Annotated in this window: 17 protein-coding genes; 15 read left to right on the forward strand and 2 right to left on the reverse strand. The window is 39.6% G+C overall.

The features are described 5' to 3' along the window. Positions 1–239 precede the first annotated feature (239 nt). The 4 genes from Ami3637_RS07030 to Ami3637_RS07045 are packed head-to-tail and all read left to right on the forward strand — an operon-like array spanning position 240 to position 3,863. The gene (locus Ami3637_RS07030) at positions 240–749 is read left to right on the forward strand and encodes a LeuD/DmdB family oxidoreductase small subunit (protein WP_162361954.1); all 510 of its coding nucleotides are present in this window, start codon (positions 240–242) and stop codon (positions 747–749) included. Next, on the forward strand, positions 700–2,001 hold the full coding sequence (locus Ami3637_RS07035; protein ID WP_330586876.1) for a 3-isopropylmalate dehydratase large subunit: 1,302 nt from the start codon (positions 700–702) through the stop codon (positions 1,999–2,001). Before Ami3637_RS07030 ends, Ami3637_RS07035 begins: the two co-directional genes overlap by 50 nt. Positions 2,002–2,060: 59 nt before the next feature. Continuing rightward, entirely contained in the window at positions 2,061–2,561 is a 501-nt protein-coding gene (locus tag Ami3637_RS07040) for a LeuD/DmdB family oxidoreductase small subunit (protein ID WP_162361955.1), read from the forward strand. Positions 2,562–2,573: 12 nt separating this feature from the next. Then, on the forward strand, positions 2,574–3,863 hold the full coding sequence (locus Ami3637_RS07045; protein ID WP_162361956.1) for a 3-isopropylmalate dehydratase large subunit: 1,290 nt from the start codon (positions 2,574–2,576) through the stop codon (positions 3,861–3,863). Positions 3,864–3,963: 100 nt separating this feature from the next. Here Ami3637_RS07045 and Ami3637_RS07050 read toward each other — a convergent pair whose 3' ends face one another. Both Ami3637_RS07050 and Ami3637_RS07055 read right to left on the reverse strand, forming a co-directional pair. Further along, positions 3,964–4,533 carry a copper amine oxidase N-terminal domain-containing protein gene (locus Ami3637_RS07050; protein ID WP_162361957.1) on the reverse strand — a complete coding sequence of 190 codons (570 nt, stop codon included), beginning with the start codon at positions 4,531–4,533 and terminating at the stop codon, positions 3,964–3,966. A gap of 77 nt (positions 4,534–4,610) precedes the next feature. Beyond that, positions 4,611–7,142, reverse strand: coding sequence for a diguanylate cyclase domain-containing protein (locus tag Ami3637_RS07055; protein ID WP_162361958.1), 2,532 nt, complete (start codon positions 7,140–7,142; stop codon positions 4,611–4,613). 444 nt (positions 7,143–7,586) lie between these two features. On the opposite strand from Ami3637_RS07055, the gene aroF reads away from it, so the two are divergent. From aroF to Ami3637_RS18450, 11 genes are all read left to right on the forward strand, one after another. Continuing rightward, positions 7,587–8,600 (forward strand): 3-deoxy-7-phosphoheptulonate synthase, encoded by a 1,014-nt coding sequence (gene aroF, locus Ami3637_RS07060; protein WP_162361959.1) that lies wholly within the window; start codon positions 7,587–7,589, stop codon positions 8,598–8,600. Continuing rightward, positions 8,601–9,443: a prephenate dehydrogenase gene (locus Ami3637_RS07065; RefSeq protein ID WP_162361960.1), complete on the forward strand. Its 843-nt coding sequence runs from the start codon at positions 8,601–8,603 to the stop codon at positions 9,441–9,443. Further along, on the forward strand, positions 9,443–10,549 hold the full coding sequence (aroB, locus tag Ami3637_RS07070; RefSeq protein WP_162363691.1) for a 3-dehydroquinate synthase: 1,107 nt from the start codon (positions 9,443–9,445) through the stop codon (positions 10,547–10,549). The genes Ami3637_RS07065 and aroB overlap by 1 nt, the downstream gene beginning before the upstream one ends. 46 nt (positions 10,550–10,595) lie before the next feature. Further along, positions 10,596–11,849 (forward strand): 3-phosphoshikimate 1-carboxyvinyltransferase, encoded by a 1,254-nt coding sequence (locus Ami3637_RS07075; protein WP_162361961.1) that lies wholly within the window; start codon positions 10,596–10,598, stop codon positions 11,847–11,849. Continuing rightward, a complete protein-coding gene (gene aroC, locus Ami3637_RS07080; RefSeq protein ID WP_243158128.1) occupies positions 11,839–12,960 on the forward strand; it encodes a chorismate synthase in 1,122 nt (373 codons plus the stop codon). Before Ami3637_RS07075 ends, aroC begins: the two co-directional genes overlap by 11 nt. 40 nt (positions 12,961–13,000) lie before the next feature. Then, positions 13,001–13,129, forward strand: coding sequence for a chorismate mutase (locus Ami3637_RS17365; RefSeq protein WP_243158129.1), 129 nt, complete (start codon positions 13,001–13,003; stop codon positions 13,127–13,129). A 20-nt stretch (positions 13,130–13,149) separates the two neighbouring features. Then, positions 13,150–14,139, forward strand: a complete 990-nt coding sequence (locus Ami3637_RS07085; RefSeq protein ID WP_243158130.1) for a prephenate dehydratase — start codon at positions 13,150–13,152, stop codon at positions 14,137–14,139. A 20-nt stretch (positions 14,140–14,159) separates the two neighbouring features. Then, positions 14,160–15,005 (forward strand): shikimate dehydrogenase family protein, encoded by an 846-nt coding sequence (locus tag Ami3637_RS07090; protein ID WP_162361962.1) that lies wholly within the window; start codon positions 14,160–14,162, stop codon positions 15,003–15,005. Between the two features lie 2 nt (positions 15,006–15,007). Continuing rightward, complete coding sequence (gene aroD / locus Ami3637_RS07095; RefSeq protein WP_162361963.1) at positions 15,008–15,766, forward strand: type I 3-dehydroquinate dehydratase; 759 nt, start codon at positions 15,008–15,010, stop codon at positions 15,764–15,766. A 431-nt stretch (positions 15,767–16,197) separates the two neighbouring features. Continuing rightward, the gene (locus Ami3637_RS07100) at positions 16,198–17,835 is read left to right on the forward strand and encodes an endonuclease MutS2 (protein ID WP_330586877.1); all 1,638 of its coding nucleotides are present in this window, start codon (positions 16,198–16,200) and stop codon (positions 17,833–17,835) included. Further along, a complete protein-coding gene (locus Ami3637_RS18450) occupies positions 17,829–18,128 on the forward strand; it encodes a hypothetical protein (RefSeq protein ID WP_330586878.1) in 300 nt (99 codons plus the stop codon). Before Ami3637_RS07100 ends, Ami3637_RS18450 begins: the two co-directional genes overlap by 7 nt. Positions 18,129–18,217 lie beyond the last annotated feature (89 nt).

Consider the following 18,217-nt stretch of genomic DNA (forward strand, 5'->3'; position numbering starts at 1 on the left):
ATTTTTTCTAAAATGAAGATTTTCGGTAGCAATAACCTCAAAAACTACCGAGTATCTTCAGAAGTGAAAATCTTCGGTAGTATTTTATAATAAAAAAGTAAAAACAGACTAAAACAAGCTAAAAAACAGGCAAAATGCTACCATAATTTTTATAAAACCTGTAATTCTCGGTAGCCTAAAGTCTTTACTAGTGAAATTTATCCTTTCATTAGTGAGAATTTGATTAAAGGAGGTCCTTTATGGGCAATATATTTAAATTTCACAATGACCTGGACACAGATCAGATCATTGCTTCACAATATTTACTGCTGCCAACTATAGAAGAAATGAAGGTTCATGCCTTTGAATCTCTGGATGCGGAATTTGCCAGCAAGGCCTGTCCCGGAGACTTTGTGGTTGGTGGTGAAAACTTTGGATGCGGTTCTTCCAGAGAACAGGCTCCAAGCGTTTTAAAAGCTCTTGGTATAAAAGCTGTTGTAGCCAAGTCCTTTGCCCGCATATTTTATAGAAACGCCATTAATATTGGTCTTCCGGTTATTGTGTGCAAGGATTTATATGATCAGGTTGAAAGTGGGGATACCATGGAATTATCCTTGTCAGAGGGTATCGTAAAGACTGGTGGCAGTGAGTATTCCTGCACCAAACTTCCCCCTTATATGCAGTCTATCCTGGACAAAGGCGGATTAATTGCTTCTTTAAATGAGATGGAGAGTACAGCTCATCACGGAGAATCTGGAGGTGACCAATAATATGGGTATGACAATTGCAGAAAAAATAATTGCTGCAGCTGCAGGTGTAGAAGCGGTAAAGCCCGGAGATATACATACTGTCACTCTTGACCGTATGATGAGTAATGACGGAACAACACATTTAACCATAGATATGTATAATCAGCAGATTAAGAATCCAACGATTGCAGATCCTGAAAAGCTTGTGTTCATCATCGATCACAACGTTCCTGCTGACAATCCCAAAACTGCTGCATCCCATAAAAAGATGCGGGACTTTGCCAAAGAACACCATATTGATTTCTGGGAAGGAAAAGGTGTTTGCCACCAGATTATGATGGAGCACTATGTGTGCCCGGGAGAATTAATTTTTGGTGCGGACAGCCATACCTGTACCTACGGAGCACTTGGGGCTTTTGGTACCGGAGTGGGCTGCACAGATTTTCTTTATGGAATGGTTACTGGAACTTCCTGGGTTCTTGTTCCTGAAACAGTAAAGTTTAATCTGACAGGAACATTAAAAAAAGGTGTTTATCCAAGAGACCTGATGCTGCATATCATTGGTAAAATCGGCGCAAACGGTGTGAACTATCAAGTGATGGAATTCACAGGAGAAGGTGCCCAGGCCATGAGCATAAATGACCGCATGGTTTTATGCAATCTGGCGGTGGAGGCCGGAGCAAAATCAGCTATTTTTGAAGCAGATGAGACCGCTCAAGCCTGGCTGAAAGAGCATGGCCGTGAACCAAAACACCTCTTTAAAAGTGATGTGGATGCACATTATGTTAAAGAATACACTTTTGATTTAAATGAAATAGAAGCAGTTGTTGCAAAACCGGACTTTGTGGACGATGTTATACCTGCTAAAGAAGCCTGCGGTGTCAAGATTGATGAAGCTTTTCTTGGCTCCTGCAACAATGGACGTATTGACGAAATGCGTGTGGCGGCAAATCTCTTAAAGGGCCGTCACGTAGCAGATAGTGTCCGTTTCCTTATTGTCCCTGCCAGTAACCAGGTATATATGCAGGCACTTGACGAAGGACTCATTGAAATCTTTATGGAAGCGGGTGCCATTGTTATGAACGCCAACTGCAGTGTGTGCTGGGGCAGCTGCCAGGGAGTTATTGGTGAAAAGGAAGTGCTGATCAGTACAGGAACCCGAAACTTCAAAGGAAGAGCAGGCCATCCAACTTCCAAGGTATATCTGGGTTCGGCCGCTACAGTTACAGCCTCTGCCATTAAAGGAGTCATTGCAACAGAAGACCAGTTATAGATACATCTTTTAATGGTAATAAACGATATAAGTAAATCCTGAAACCGAAGGAGTATAAGATGGAAACTTTTAAAAGTAAAGTGTGGGTTCTGGGGGATGATATTGACACGGATATTATCATTCCTACTGATTACCTTGCACTAAAAACAATTGATGATATGAAACAATATGCATTCTCTCCTTTACGCCCAGAGCTTGCCGGGCAGATTAAAGAAGGAGATGTAATAGTGGCGGGAAAAAACTTCGGGTGCGGCTCCTCCAGAGAACAGGCTCCTGAGATCATTAAGGCTTTAAATATTAAGTGTGTAATAGCAAAATCTTTTGCTCGTATTTTTTTCAGAAATGCTATTAACAATGGCCTTTTATTGATAGAAAACCCGGATCTTCACGACGTAGTGAAGGAAGGCCAGGAAATAGAAGTACATGTGAACCATTATATAAAATGTAATGGCAAAGAATACCCTATCGCCTCACTTCCGCAGAATCTGGTAGATATTATTAATGCTGGGGGGCTTGTACAGGCCATGCGTAAACGAAACGGCCTGGAGCCGATAAAATAAAGGAGGTGCACTGTGGGACAGACATTTATAGAAAAATTAGTTGACCGTAATATTAATAAAAATAGTAGTAATCATACAGGGGCACTCAGCGATTCACACGTTACAGCTCCAGTAAAAGCCGGAGACATTGTTACAGTCCATGTGGACCGAGTCATGATTCATGATATATTTATACCCTTTGTGGCAGAAAAGTTCGAGGAAATGGGTTTTTCCAAGCTTTGGGATCCAGATAAAGTGGTATTGATTTATGATCACCTTGTACCAGCAAGTCAGCAGGATGATGTGAGGCACTTTAAAACTGGCGATGCGTTTGCGGAGAAATATGGCATGAAAAATGTTCATCGTTCCGATGGAATCTGCCATCAACTAATGACAGAGGCTGGTTATGTTAAACCAGGTAATGTGGTTTTTGGAACAGACAGCCATACAACCACTTACGGCTGTGTGGGCGCTTTTTCTTCAGGGATTGGCTACACAGAAATGGCCAGTATTCTTGGAACGGGTACCATGTGGATTAAAGTTCCTGAAACAATCAAAGTAAATATAGAAGGGGAGCTTCCTGAAAACGTGACTTCTAAAGATATCATCCTGACTCTTATAGGCGATCTAGGGGCCGATGGAGCTACTTACAGAGCTTTGGAGTTCACAGGAAGCACTATTGAAAACATGACGGTTGCCAGCCGTATGACTATAGCAAATATGGCTATTGAAGCCGGAGCAAAATGCGCATTATTTACCCCTGATGAAAAAACTGCTGAATACTGTCAGATTGAACTGACCGAACAAGAGAAGTCTTTAAAGGGTGATGAGGATGCAGTTTATTATAAAACTATGACCTACAAGGCTGAGGAGTTTGTGCCAGTTATGGCATGCCCTTCTCAGGTTGACAATATAAAGCCAGTGGAACAGCTTGCGGGAATTAAAATAGATCAGGTGTTTATTGGGTCTTGTACCAATGGACGATATGAAGACCTGGAGGCTGCAGCCAGAATCCTTGAAGGTAAAACAATCTCCCCATTTGTAAAACTAATCGTTACACCTGCCAGCCGCAAGATTTTTATAGAAGCCACGCGCTCTGGCATCATAAAAACTCTTACTGCTGCTGGCGCGGTAGTAACACACCCTGGCTGCGGCCTTTGCTGTGGCCGTGCAGGAGGTATTTTATCGGATGGTGAAAAAGTGGTTGCCACTAACAATCGTAATTTTCTTGGGAGAATGGGTACATCTAAAGTAGAAATTTATCTGGCCTCCCCTGTATCCGCTGCCATGGCAGCACTTAAAGGAGAAATTACACTTCCTTAAATTTTCTAAACCCTATATATTTTCATTTCTAATTTTAAAACTGCCCCCTGTATTTTACAGGGGCAGTATTTTTGTTTATTATCTTTCTGTTTTTCCTTTTTTATTCACTTGTAAGAACTACTGTATTCGTTTTCTGATCCCACTTTACCGTGTAACCATAAAATTCAGCCAGATATTTTACCGGAGCGTAAGTTCTATTGTTTGTCATTACTGCAGCAGTATCCATATTTATAATGCCTGCCTCTGAATCGGAGGGCTCAGCCGTATCCAGATCAGCACCCAGCTTACAATAAAGAAGTACTGTAACAGCCATCTTCTCATTAAGAGTGAAAACTACACCTGAACCTCCCAGAAAAGAATCTTGCTTCCCATCATTATCCGTATCTTTAACGGCTCCCTGGGACACGGCATCTTTTTCGTCATATGCGGTGGAAAATGTTACTGATTGGTCGCTGTTGTCCCAGTCAACTTCAAGTCCCATGGCTTCACCTATTGGTCTTAAAGGTACCATTGTACGGTTGTTAGCATCCACATAAGGAGCAGCATCTGTCCATTTAACTGGCACACCATCTACAGTTACGTTTATTGGGCTGCTGGCGGCAAATGCACTGCAGGGAAGCATTGATACACTGAGTATCATTGCTAAAAAAAGAAATTTAATTTTTTTCATAATATTCCTCCAATTATTTCAATACTTTTCCATTTTATACAAAAAAAAATAGTTGTGTCAACAACTATTTTTTGTTTTTAATCGATATGGCTTGCATCGTAAATCACGTATCTGCATTTTCCGCATTTCTTGGCTCCATACATAGCCTCATCTGCATATTTGTAAAGCATGTCATAATCTACATATCTGTTAGGTACAATCACAACTCCTATGGAACAGGTGGTTGTTAGCCCTCCCTTTTCAAAAACCAAATCCCGGCAAATCTGTTTTGCTTTTTTCTCCACAATCTCATATGAACTGGTATTCTTCATGAAAACAATAAACTCATCTCCTCCCAGCCGACCTATGAAATCCTCGGACCGGAACAGCCTGGTTAGTTTTAGCGCTATAGCTTTCAGTATTTCGTCCCCATAGAAATGGCCATACGTATCATTTACCCGTTTAAAGTCATCCGTATCCAGAATAAGTAATGCACTGACCGAATCTTCCTGATATTCCTTTTTTAAAAAGTCCTGCACGCAGGCCTGAAAAGAAGTTCTGTTCAAGAGATTCGTTAGGGGGTCTTTGGAAGCTCTCTCCTTTAGCCTCAGTTCTTCATTTACCTTTTCTGTTACATCCTCTGCCAAGCCTACTGCACGGATTGGCTTTCCGCTTTCGTTAAATATATTTGTAATCTTGATTTCTACCCATATATAATAACCTGACCATTGTCTGTCAATCTCTATTTTCTTTAGTTTAAAAACGCCAGATGCAACTTTTGCTCCTTTTAATATATTGTCAAACATTTTTAAAAATTCTTCTGAACAGTCCGGATGCACATATCCTGCTTCGATGAAGCACTGGGGAACATTTTCTATTTTATCTCCAAGACCAACCCAGATTTTACTGCCTTTTGTTCTTATGATGGTCTTATTTGCCAAATCATAATCCCATACCACCAGACTTGTTTGTGCTAAAGCAATATGAATCCTCTTATCACTTAAATCGATTTCCTGCTTTACTTTTTTTTCAAGCTTTCTGTTAAAGTACATGAACATAAATATGCCCATCCATAAAGAACAGATCACTACAGAGGTAAGCACCGGATATTTATAAACATAGTCAAAAGGTTGGTCTTGTGGACCATTCAGTAAAATATTATTGCAGACAATTTTATCGATTTCCTTTTCAGGGATATTATTTATTGCCTTGTTTATAATTCTATACAAAACTATATCTCCGTCCTCAGGAACGGCAAAACAGATTTTATAATTAAAATCTGGCACCGCATAAGTTCTTATGCGGGTATATTCTACATGAGATCCGAAATAGTCAGCACTGTAAGTAGGTATATACGTAATATCCGCTGTGCCATCATTTACCGCTGCAACACAATCCTTTATACTGTTACAGTAAATCAGTCTTTTATATCTCTCTGTGTCCTTTATTTTCTCTGTTAAAAAATAGTCTTTTACAACTGCCACCTTAAGGTTTGGCAAAGCATAATCTTTAATATAATACTGAGAGATAACACTGACGGGAATATTTAAATAAGCAGATGTAAGTCGCACCTTATTTTTTTCTGCCCATTTATAATCGGCACCAAAGGTAGAAATAAGCTGGACCTTTTTCTTTCCCGTTACCTTACTGATCTCCGGGAAACTGTCGTATACAATACTGTTAAAGGACACGCCTGTAGCAGCGGTTATCTCATTTAGTATATCCCCTGTAATGCCTGAGACTTTATTTTTGTCTTCATCATAATATTCAATGGGAATATAGTTTGCATCAACTCCCACATTTATAACTGGATGGGTTTTAATATACTGTTGTTCCTCCGGAGTCCACAAAATACGCTTTTCATCCAGCCCATTATAGTACTTTTTATATAATTCATCAGCAAACTGGGGGTATTTAGCGGTTATTTCCTCTAAAGCCGAATTTAACTGGCTGTATACCTGGTTATTTCCTTTATTTGTAACCACATAAAAAGAGGCTGGATCTAATCGGAGAATCATCTGTTCCCCTTCCAGCTGCCTCATGTTGCTTGTATATATTGCATCCACCGACTTTGTTCTAATCAAAGCAGTTTTCATATCCTCAACAGTAGAAAATGTGGCTAATTTAACATGAACGTTGTTCTCTTTGAAATATTCTTCAATTTCATTGTTCCGTGAACTTCCTGCCAGAACTCCAATGGTTATTCCTTCAAGAGTTTGCAGTTTTTGTCTGTTATATTTCATATTATCCTGGCGTGCAGACAGGAGTCCATAATCCTCTGCCAAAGGAAAAGCTGGAAACATAAAACGTTTTTCAGTATCTAAAGTTTTTCCAACATTACAAACTACATCCAGCTGGCCATTCTCAAGCATTGTAAGTGCTTCTGCATATGTCAGCCGATGTTCCGTGCCTGTTGCCGGATCTTTGGTTTTGTATACAAAATCATAATTCCATCCTGTGTATTTGGCGATTTCCATTAAATATTCATACCCATATCCACTGAAATGCCCATCCCGGGAGACATCGTTAAACCCGTCCAGCTGAAAATATCCAACTCTTACTATATCTGCCTGTTTTTTCCCCTCTGCATGGGAAGTATATGGTATAAAACTGCTGAAAATAATTATCATAATAATTAATACAGCTGCACATGTATGCCTTTTTTTATGCGACATTACTTCGTTACCTTTCGAAATTGAATATACCTTTATACCTTATTTTAGATTATACATTTTATTCCTGATAAACGTCAATGAACAAAAAAGATAATTTTCAAAAATATCTTTACAATACTTTTATTATGTTGTATAATCAAACATATTATCACAATTTTTTAGTGAATGAGAACAAAAATGAAAGGGTAAGTCCATGAAAAACGTTATTAGTTGGGCAGTTGAATATTTTTATTTTAGCTTTACTTTCTACTTTAGAAGTAAGGCTTATTTGAATTTCTCTGCAAATATGGGCGCTCTGGTTTAACAAGATGAAAATCTGTTAAAGCAAATTAAGATAGAAATTAGAGTCCGCAGGTGAAATTCACTTGCGGATTTTTTTTAGTTTTGGAGGATAACAATATGGTAATTATTTTAAAAAGCAACCCAAATAAGAAGCAATTAGATAATCTTTTATCTTGGCTGAAAAGTATGAATCTCGGCATCCATATGAGTGAAGGTGCCAACACGACTCTTATTGGATTAATTGGTGACACCTCTGGTGTTGATATGGAATTGATCAATGCACTTGACATTGTAGAAACAGTAAAAAGAATACAGGAGCCTTATAAAAACGCAAACCGTAAATTTCACCCGGATTCTACAGTGGTAGACATCAATGGAGTGAAACTTGGAGACGGGAATTTTCAGATTATAGCAGGTCCCTGCTCTGTTGAATCAGAAGAACAGATCTGCCAGGTTGCTCTGGCTGTGAAAGAAGCAGGTGCAACCTTGTACAGAGGTGGAGCATTTAAACCAAGAACATCTCCATATGCCTTTCAGGGTATGAGAGAAGAAGGGATAAATCTTTTACTGGAAGCAAAAAAGGTTTCTGGTCTTCCAATTGTGACTGAAGTAATGGATATATCACATCTCCCATTGTTTGAGAATGTTGACGTAATACAGGTTGGTGCCCGAAACATGCAGAATTTTGAACTTTTAAAAGAGCTGGGTACCTTAAAAAAGCCGATTCTGTTAAAAAGGGGACTTTCCAGCACATTACAGGAATTTCTTATGAGTGCAGAGTACATCATGGCTGGCGGAAATAACAATGTAATCCTTTGCGAAAGAGGTATCCGTACTTTCGAGACTTCTACGAGAAATACTCTGGATCTGGCCAGTATTCCACTTTTAAAGTCTCTGACGCATTTACCTGTCATTGTGGATCCCAGTCACGCTACAGGCATAGCAAGATTAGTCAAGCCAATGGCTCTTGCTGCAGCTGCCTGCGGTGCAGATGGATTAATGATTGAAGTGCACAATGACCCGGCCCATGCTCTTTGTGATGGAGCTCAGTCTCTGACACCGGAAGCCTTTAAAGATGTTGCTGATGCAGTAAAGGCTATTTTGCCTTACAGCTTTAAGGGGGCGAAATAAATGAATATTGGTATAATCGGCCTGGGTCTCATAGGCGGTTCTATGGCAAAGGCAATAAAACAAAATACACCTTATAAAGTCTTTGGTCTGGATCTTCAGGATACGATCATAAAAAAAGCCATTTTAGTGGGTGCCATTGATGAAGCCCTTACGGCTGAGCTACTTTCCACCTGCGATTTATTAATAGTTGCCCTTTATCCCCAGGATACCATAGACTTTGTGAAATCCCATGCAGGCATGATAAAAAAAGGGGCTATGGTCCTTGACTGCTGCGGTGTAAAACAAGTAATCTGTGAAGCTCTGGAACCAGTAGCCCGGGAAAATGGATTTATATTTATGGGAGGCCACCCCATGGCTGGTCTTGCCCATGCAGGTTTCACCCATGCAAAAAAGGCTCTGTTTAACAATGCATCTATGATTCTGACTCCTGTAAAAGGAACCCGGATCGAAGATGTCCAGAAAATAAAGCTGCTCTGTGAAAACATTGGTTTTACCAATACTCAGATTTCTACTCCAGAGGAGCACGACAGGGTTATTGCTTTTACGTCACAGCTTGCTCATGTGGTATCCAATGCTTATATAAAAAGCCCTTCTGCTCTTGAGCATAAAGGTTTTTCTGCAGGCAGCTACAAAGATCTCACCCGGGTTGCCAAGCTGAATGAAACTATGTGGACAGAACTTTTCCTTGATAATCCTGAGTACCTGGCGGAAGAAATTGATGGAATCATTGAAAGGCTCGGGCAATACAGTAAGGCCATAAAAGAAAAAGATGCGGATACTCTCAGCCAGCTTTTAAAGGATGGAAAAGAACGTAAAATGTTAATAGATGGAGAAAAATTTTGATGGAAAAAATTCAGATTAATGCCTCAAGAAAATATGAAATGTTAATAGGAAGAGATTTACTCACAAATGCAGGCAAATATATTTCTGAAGTTATTGAGCCCGGTAAAGTCTGCATTGTTACGGATGATGTAGTTTCTGGAATTTACAAAGATACGGTTTTTAACTCCCTGGTTGCCGCGGGCTTTGAAGTATATGTATTTGTGTTTGAACACGGAGAAAAGTCCAAAAATATTACTACGGTAAGTTCTATTTTAGAATATATGGCTGAAAATGATTTCACCAGAAGTGATGCCATTGCAGCCCTTGGGGGCGGCATCACTGGTGATGTAGCAGGTTTTGCTGCTTCTGTTTTCCTTCGAGGCATCCGGTTTGTACAGCTTCCTACTACATTTTTAGCCGCAGTTGATTCTTCTGTAGGTGGAAAAACTGGCGTTAACCTGAAAGGTGGAAAAAACCTGGCGGGAGCTTTCTGGCAGCCTTCATTAGTGCTATGCGACTGCAATACTTTTTCGACTCTTCCCTATGAAATATTTCTGGATGGAGTTGCAGAGGCCATAAAATATGGTGCCATAATTAACAGAGAGTTGTTTGACACTCTTATGCTGCATAACCATGACCTTTTTCCCAGCTCTGAAGCATCACAAAAGGATATTGAAAACAACGTCTCTTCGGATGTTTTGATTGAAATAGTAAATCAGTGTGTCACTATAAAAAGAGATATTGTTATGGAAGATGAACGGGATACGGGTGTGAGACAGCTGCTGAATTTCGGTCATACCATCGGGCATGCTGTGGAAAAATGCAGCAATTATGCTATAACCCACGGGCATGCTGTTGCCATAGGTATGTTTATTGTTTCCAAAGCTTCCTATAAGCTGGGGCTTTGCAAAATGGACTGTTCTTTGGAAATAGAGAATATGTTGAACAAGTTTAATTTCCCGGTTGCCTGCCCTTTTACCGCAGCAGAACTCACTCAGGTAGCTCTGAAAGATAAAAAGCGTGCTGGGAAAAGTATAACCCTGGTTTTACCAGACTATATCGGCCATTGCTATTTAAAAAAGATAAATATCGAAGACCTGGAAACTTTTATCAGCGCAGGTTTATAGTTTCACATATTTTATTTTTTATTTTTTATTATTGGAGAACAGCTTTATGAATATAAAAATTACACCAGGCCCCTTAAAAGGCTGTATTCATTCTATAAGTTCAAAATCCCACGCCCACAGACTGATGATTGCTGCTTCCCTCTGCGCTGATTTTTGTCAGGTAAGTATATCTGATATGAATGAGGACTTGGAAGCTACAGAAAATTGTTTATCGCAACTAAACGATTTGTTCCCTGTCTTTAACTGTAACGAAAGTGGCTCAACTTTAAGATTTATGCTGCCTCTCTCTATGGCGTTAAAAGACAAAGCCGTCTTCTTAGGTGCCGGCAGACTTCCTGAAAGGCCTATTTCTCCTCTTAAAGAAGAGATGGAGTCCCATGGATGTACCTTTACTAAAGGAACTGATTCCCCTCAAAATAGCACTGGGAATACCCAACAGATATTTACTGTAACGGGCAGGCTAAAGGGCGGCGTTTATAATCTGCCTGGTAATGTAAGTTCACAGTATATAACGGGGTTGTTATTTGCCTTACCTTTACTGAAAGAAAACAGCACAATCAACATTACTTCCAACCTGGAGTCTTCTTCTTACGTCATGCTTACTCTGGAAGTTCTTAAACTGTTCGGGATTATCATTGAAGTTTATAAAGCACCACAGGTTCAGGATGAACCACTCTATTCGTTTATTATAAAGGGAAATCAGCAATATATCTCTCCTGGAAAAGTTTCAGCAGAGGGAGACTGGTCCAATGCTGCATTCTTTATTGTTGCAGATGCTTTGTCCTGTTTAGCTCATAACGTCAGCACTCCTTCCGTTACCTGCCTCCATTTAAATCCGGATTCTGCCCAGGGGGACAAAGAAATTCTCTCCTTTGTAGAAACAGTCAGAAAAACCAGACACAGTAATGAAAAACTTGTATTTGACGTATCTGACGTTCCAGACTTAGTTCCCGTTTTAGCCGTTCTGGCGGCTTCACGTCAGGGAACTACAGAAATTATAAACGCAGGAAGGTTAAGGATAAAGGAAAGCGACAGATTAGCCACAGTATATGAAATGATTAGTCATCTGGGAGGCAACATAACAGAGCTTCCTGAAGGCCTTGTTATTCATGGGACTGGAAAGTTAAAAGGTGGCTGGGTTAATGGTCACAATGATCACCGTATCGTCATGGCTGCTGCTATTGCTTCTATCCTTTGCACCGAACCGGTTATTATCCAGGGAACAGAAGCTGTAAATAAATCTTACCCTAAATTTTTTCAGGATTTCGCCCATTTAGGAGGTAAATATAATGTGCTCTGATACAAATAGTACTACAAAACAAATGATTACGCTTTCCTCTTCCTTTGGGAAAAATCTGAAAGTGACCATATTTGGTGGTTCACACGAAAACCATATTGGCGTAACGATCCATGGCCTTCCAGAAGGTATAGCCATTGACTTTGACAGGATGAAAAAGTTTCTTGCCCGCAGAGCTCCTGGAAACAGTGCTTTTACTACTCCCCGGAAAGAGCCGGACACTCCTGTTGTTCAGTCGGGCCTTTCCCATGGAAAGACCACCTCAGAACCTTTGACTATTATAATAGAAAACACCAATACCCGCTCTGGTGATTATGCTGCACTCCGGGACATTCCCCGGCCTGCTCATGCAGACTATCCTGCATCGGTTAAATATGGCGATTCAGTAAATATGTCCGGAGGAGGCCCATTCTCAGCCAGAATGACAGCACCTTTATGTATTGCAGGCGCTATTGCCCTCCAGCTTCTTGAGGACTGGGGCATATCTATAGGTGCCCATATATATTCCATTGGTACAGTTCATGATACTCCTTTTGACCCGGTATTGGTTAGGACGGAAGACTTTGCTTCTCTCAGGGAAAAATCTTTTCCTGTACTGAACGAAACAAAAGGTTACGCTATGGGAGATGTGATTCAGACTGCTATGGCAGAAGGAGATTCTGTAGGGGGAGTTGTTGAATGCTGCGCCCTGGGGGTTCCTGTAGGTATTGGCGGTCCTATGTATGACAGCATAGAAGGTCATTTATCTCAAATCTTTTTTGGTATACCAGCTGTTAAAGGAATCGAATTTGGTAATGGGTTTCAATGCTCTGCTTTACGGGGTTCACAGAACAACGATCCCTTTTTTATGGACGGAAATACCGTGAAAACAGTTACGAACAACCATGGGGGAATATTAGGAGGGATTTCTTCAGGAATGCCTCTCATCTGCCGGCTTGCCTTTAAGCCTACCCCTTCTATATCAAAAGAGCAGCATTCAGTAAGCCTCAGTAATAAGACCAACCAGATACTCCATATTACAGGCCGGCACGATCCCTGTGTAGTCATAAGAGCCGTTCCTGTGGTAGAGGCGGCTATGGCCATTGGCCTGCTGGATTTGCTGTCAGGAAATTAAAACAAATTTATATTACTTATTAAAGAATAGGGGGAAGGATATGACCATAAAGAATTTAAGAGACCAGATAGACAAAATAGATACTGAAATTACAGATTTGTTTATAAAGCGTATGAATATAGCTAAGCAGGTTGCAGAAGAAAAAAAGCCTCCCGGGTTCCCATATTAAATGCCCAAAGAGAAAAAGAAGTGCTGGCTAAAGTCTCGGATCAGGCTGGAGAACCGTTGGAACGTTATGCCCGTATTTTATATAATACCATCTTTGATGTAAGCCGTTCTTACCAGACCCAGTTTGTGCACACAGACTCTCCTTTAAAAAAGGAAATTGATACCGCTATGTTGAATACTCCAGAAATTTTTCCTAAAAAAGCGGTAGTGGCTTGTCAGGGGATTGAAGGTTCTTACTCACAGCTGGCGGCTGAAAAAATATTTGAATTTCCATCTGTTATGTATTTTAATAATTGGGAAAGTGTTTTTAATGCGGTTGATAAAGGGCTTTGCCAATACGGAGTTCTTCCTATTGAGAATAGTTCTTACGGCTCTGTAGGTCCTGTCTATGATCTGATGAAAAATCACCATTTTTATATTGCGAGAGCCTTTAAACTGCGGATAGCTCATAAGCTGCTAGGGAAACCCGGAGTTAAACTTGAAGATGTAAAAGAAATTATTTCCCATGGACAGGCCTTGGGTCAGTGTTCCAAATTCATTGAAGAATTAAAGGATGTAAAAATAACCACCTGTGAAAATACTGCTATGGCTGCCGAATTAGTTGCTAAAAGCCACCGTACAGATATTGCTGCTATTTCTTCCCGGGAATGTGCTGATATTTATGGGCTTCATATTATTTCTGAAGACATTCAGCTAAGTGACAATAACTATACCCGCTTTATTTGTATCTCCAAAAATCTGCAGATATATCCCGGTGCGAATAAGCTAAGTCTTATGCTGTCGCTACCACATCGTCCATCGTCTTTATACAATATGATTGCAAAATTTTCAGCCTTGGGATTGAATCTGACCAAGCTGGAATCAAGACCAATCCCTGGCAGTGACTTTGAATTTATGTTTTATTTTGATATGGAAGCATCTTTATGCTCTCCCCAGGTTGTCAGCCTGCTTTGTGAACTTTCTTCACAGCCAGAGCGTTTTGTCTTTCTTGGGAATTATATAGAAAATTAGTATTTTTAAAAGGAGGAATTATGATTTACGGACTCATTGGAGAAAAACTCGGACATAGCTATTCAAAAATCATTCATGAGAAACTGGGTGCATACACTTATGATTTAATTCCTCTCACCAGTCAGGAATTAGACTCATTTCTCAAGAACCGGAATTTTAAGGGACTGAATGTTACGATCCCCTACAAACAGACGGTTATCCCCTATTGCGACCAGGTTTCTCCACTTGCACAGGAAATAGGCGCTGTCAATACACTGTATTTTAACCCACAAGGAGAGCTTTGCGGAACAAACACAGATTATGCAGGTTTTATTTATGCAATGGAACAGGCAGAGATTTCAGTCCAGAATAAAAAAGTGCTTATTCTCGGTGATGGTGCTACCTGTAAAACGGTACGTAAAGCCGTTTTAGACATGGGTGCCCGGGAAATCCTTATTGCATCAAGAAAAATTGAAACCCCTGTTTTTCAAAGTCTGAAGACGGATACCAAGCATTCTCCTTACCCTTTAATAAATTGTACTACTTTAAATTATAAAGATTTAGATGCACAACCCGACGCTGAAATAATAATCAATACTACTCCTGTAGGAATGTGGCCCGATACAGATGGCCGTCCCATAGACTTAAGTCGATTCACCATGTGCTGTGGCGTTTTTGATGTAGTATATAACCCTTATTGCACACAATTTATTCAACAAGCAAAAGAACTTCATATACCATATGCCAGTGGCCTTGCCATGCTGGTAGCCCAGGCTTCCGCAGCTGCCGGCTGCTTTACTGGAAAAGGTGGTTTTGCATCCCAGAATGAAACCATTATTAAAGAACTTAAAAATTTATTTATCCCAGGGGAAGGAGCAGAGTTCTAACCATGAAAACTTTAAAAGTCAGAAATTTGATATTAGGTGACGGCCAGCCTAAAATTTGTGCACCCATTGTTGCTGCCACCAAGGAAGATATTTTTGCTGCTGGGGAAGTTATACGTAATCTTCCTGTTGACCTGGCAGAATGGAGAGTTGACTGGTTCGAGGATGCCTTTGATTCTGATCAGGTTCGGGAAGTGCTTACTGGCCTCAGAACTATATTGAAGGATATACCCATTCTTTTCACTTTCAGAACTTCTAAAGAAGGTGGAAATCAATCTGCCCAAACTGAAGAATACGCTGAATTAATGAAGGGAGCTGCAGCCACAGGCCTAATAGATTTAATCGATATAGAAGCATCTGCCGGAGACCATTTTGTGAAGTCTTTAATTCCACAATTCCACAAGAAGAATATAAGGGTTATCCTTTCAAGTCATGACTTTGAAAAAACCCCGTCAAAAGAAGAGATCATATCCAGTCTTTGCAAAATGCAGGATCTGGGTGCAGATATTCCCAAAATAGCCGTAATGCCTGCCTGTTACAAAGATGTGCTGACGCTCCTTGAAGCTACAGCAGAAATGAATGAGAAATATGCAAAAGGCCCCATTATTACCATGTCTATGTCAAAACTGGGGAGTATCAGCAGAATATCCGGGGAATATTTTGGTTCTTCAATAACCTTTGGTTCCGTGGGCAAGTCTTCCGCTCCAGGACAGCTGGAAGTTGAAGCTTTGTACCAGATATTAAATATTATTCATTGTAACTAATGCACAAAGATGTTACGCTTTACATATATAATAAATTATGCTAAAGTGAACATATGATAATCTAGAAATTGGAGGATATTTTTTGTTAATTGTTTCTGTAATGGTGATTTTCAACTAAATAGTTGAGAAAGAAAGGTTACCTTATTAAGTAGGTTTTGCCTGCTTTTTTAGTGTACCCATTTACGCCTTGCAGATATACTTCCTCTGATGACCATTTAAGTTATAAAACATATTAACTCGAGTGTTGATGTGAGATTATAATATTTTTTGATTGTAATTTACGAAGTGTAACAGGCTTATTCTGTTGCACTTTTTTATTTTTAGTCTGTTTATATTTTATTTACTGAGGACCTCTGCACCTTGTGGAAATCACCATTTTAAATCAGTAAAAGGCGTCTTTCTCTTATATGACTTTATATGGAGGATTAATTATGAATACTGATAATACACTGGAATTTAATACCATACTTGAAAGGCTGGCAGATTTTGCCGTTACTCACAATGCAAAAGAAAAGTTACTTCAGTTACAACCTTTTCTCAGTGAACGGGAGTGTAAAAATAAAATGCATGAAACATCAGGCGCTGTAAAAATATTAAACAGCATAGGAACTCCCCCTCTTACATCAATGGAAGAACTGGATAAGATTCTGGAATTGACAGCTAAGGGTTCCATGTTACTTCCTGAACAGCTTATGAGTATCTGCACTTTTTTAAATGCCTGTAAACGTATGAAAAGCTATTTAAAAAGAGCCGAAACCATTGAAGATAACATCTCTTCTTACGGAGGCGCTTTTTATTCTCTTGATACACTATCTGAAGAAATTAATTGTTCGATCAGAAACGGAATAGTAGATAGTGGAGCTTCTTCAGTTTTACACGGAATACGCAGAAAGATTGAAACCATCAACGCTTCTTTGAAAGAAAAACTTGAAAGTATCCTTCGGAATAATAAACAGTGGTTTGAAAATGGATATGTTTCAATGCGTAATGGCAGATTTGTTTTACCTGTTAAAAGTAAATATAAAAGCCAGGTAGCGGGAACAGTCATTGATACTTCAAATACTGGAGGAACTTATTTCATTGAACCCTCATCAGTGAGAAAGTTTCAGGAAGAGCTATTTTTATTACAAATTGAAGAAGATAATGAAATCAGAAAAATTTTATTTACATTAACTGCATTAGTGGATAGTTATATAAATGAATTGAAAATTAATATAGAAGCAATGGAAACCCTGGATTTTATATTTGCAAAAGCCAAGCTCTCCCTTGATATGAAGGCTATTCCTGCAGCAATCACTACAGAAAGAAGAATAGTTATAAAGCAAGGCAGGCATCCATTGCTGAAATCAGATATTTGTGTCCCTTTAGACTTTGAAATAGGCGGGGACATAAATGGGGTAATAATAACAGGGCCAAACACCGGAGGTAAAACAGTAGCACTAAAAACCGTTGGATTGCTGTCACTGATGGCCCAGTGTGGGCTTCATATCCCAGTATCAAATGGAAGCCTTTTTTCCATGCATAGCAACGTTTTATGTGATATCGGCGATGGTCAGAGCATATCAGAAAATTTGTCCACCTTTTCTGCCCATATTACAAATATAATTAACATCCTGAAAAATGTATCAGATGAGAGTCTGGTTCTCCTGGATGAATTAGGTTCAGGAACAGACCCAGCAGAAGGTATGGGTATCGCCGTTTCTATTTTAGCTGAATTAAAGCGGAGAAACTGTCTGTTTGTAGCCACTACACACTATCCGGAAATAAAAGACTTTGCTGAAAATACGGTTGGTTTTATAAATGCAAGAATGGCTTTTGACCGTGAAAGTTTAAAGCCTTTATATAAGTTACAGATTGGTGAAGCTGGAGAAAGCTGTGCATTGTACATTGCAAAAAGATTAGGATTTCCTGAGCATATGTTGGCTATAGCAGAAAAAGCATCCTATAGTAAGGGTTCTGCTCCCGCCGGTTGTCCCGCTGTATCTTTACAGGATGAGCCTGTCCCATCAGGTTTAATTTCTGCAAGTATAATAAAAAAGATATTGTTAAAAGCCCTGCTTCCTTGGTAAGTGATAGTTTTCATATGGGTGACAGTGTCAGAATATACCCTCAAAAGGCCATCGGTATTGTATTCAAAGAAGCAAATGAAAAAGGGGAACTTGTGGTTCAAATTCAAGGGAAAAAGCAGCTTATCAGTCATAAACGCATTAAACTTATAACTCCTGCCAGTCAGCTTTATCCAGATGATTATGATTTTTCTATTATCTTTGATACAAAGGAAAACCGTAAAGCAAGACATGATATGAACAGAAAATACAGCCCGGATTCTGTGATAGAGTATGAAGATCAAAGTAAATGGTAACGATTACTAAATCCTAATTTAAAAGAGCTGTGAACTGAGAAATAATATCCTTTAGGGATACTTTATTCTTCAGCAACAGCTCTTTTTCA

Origin of the sequence: Aminipila terrae (assembly GCF_010120715.1) — a bacterium.
Taxonomy (GTDB): domain Bacteria; phylum Bacillota; class Clostridia; order Peptostreptococcales; family Anaerovoracaceae; genus Aminipila; species Aminipila terrae.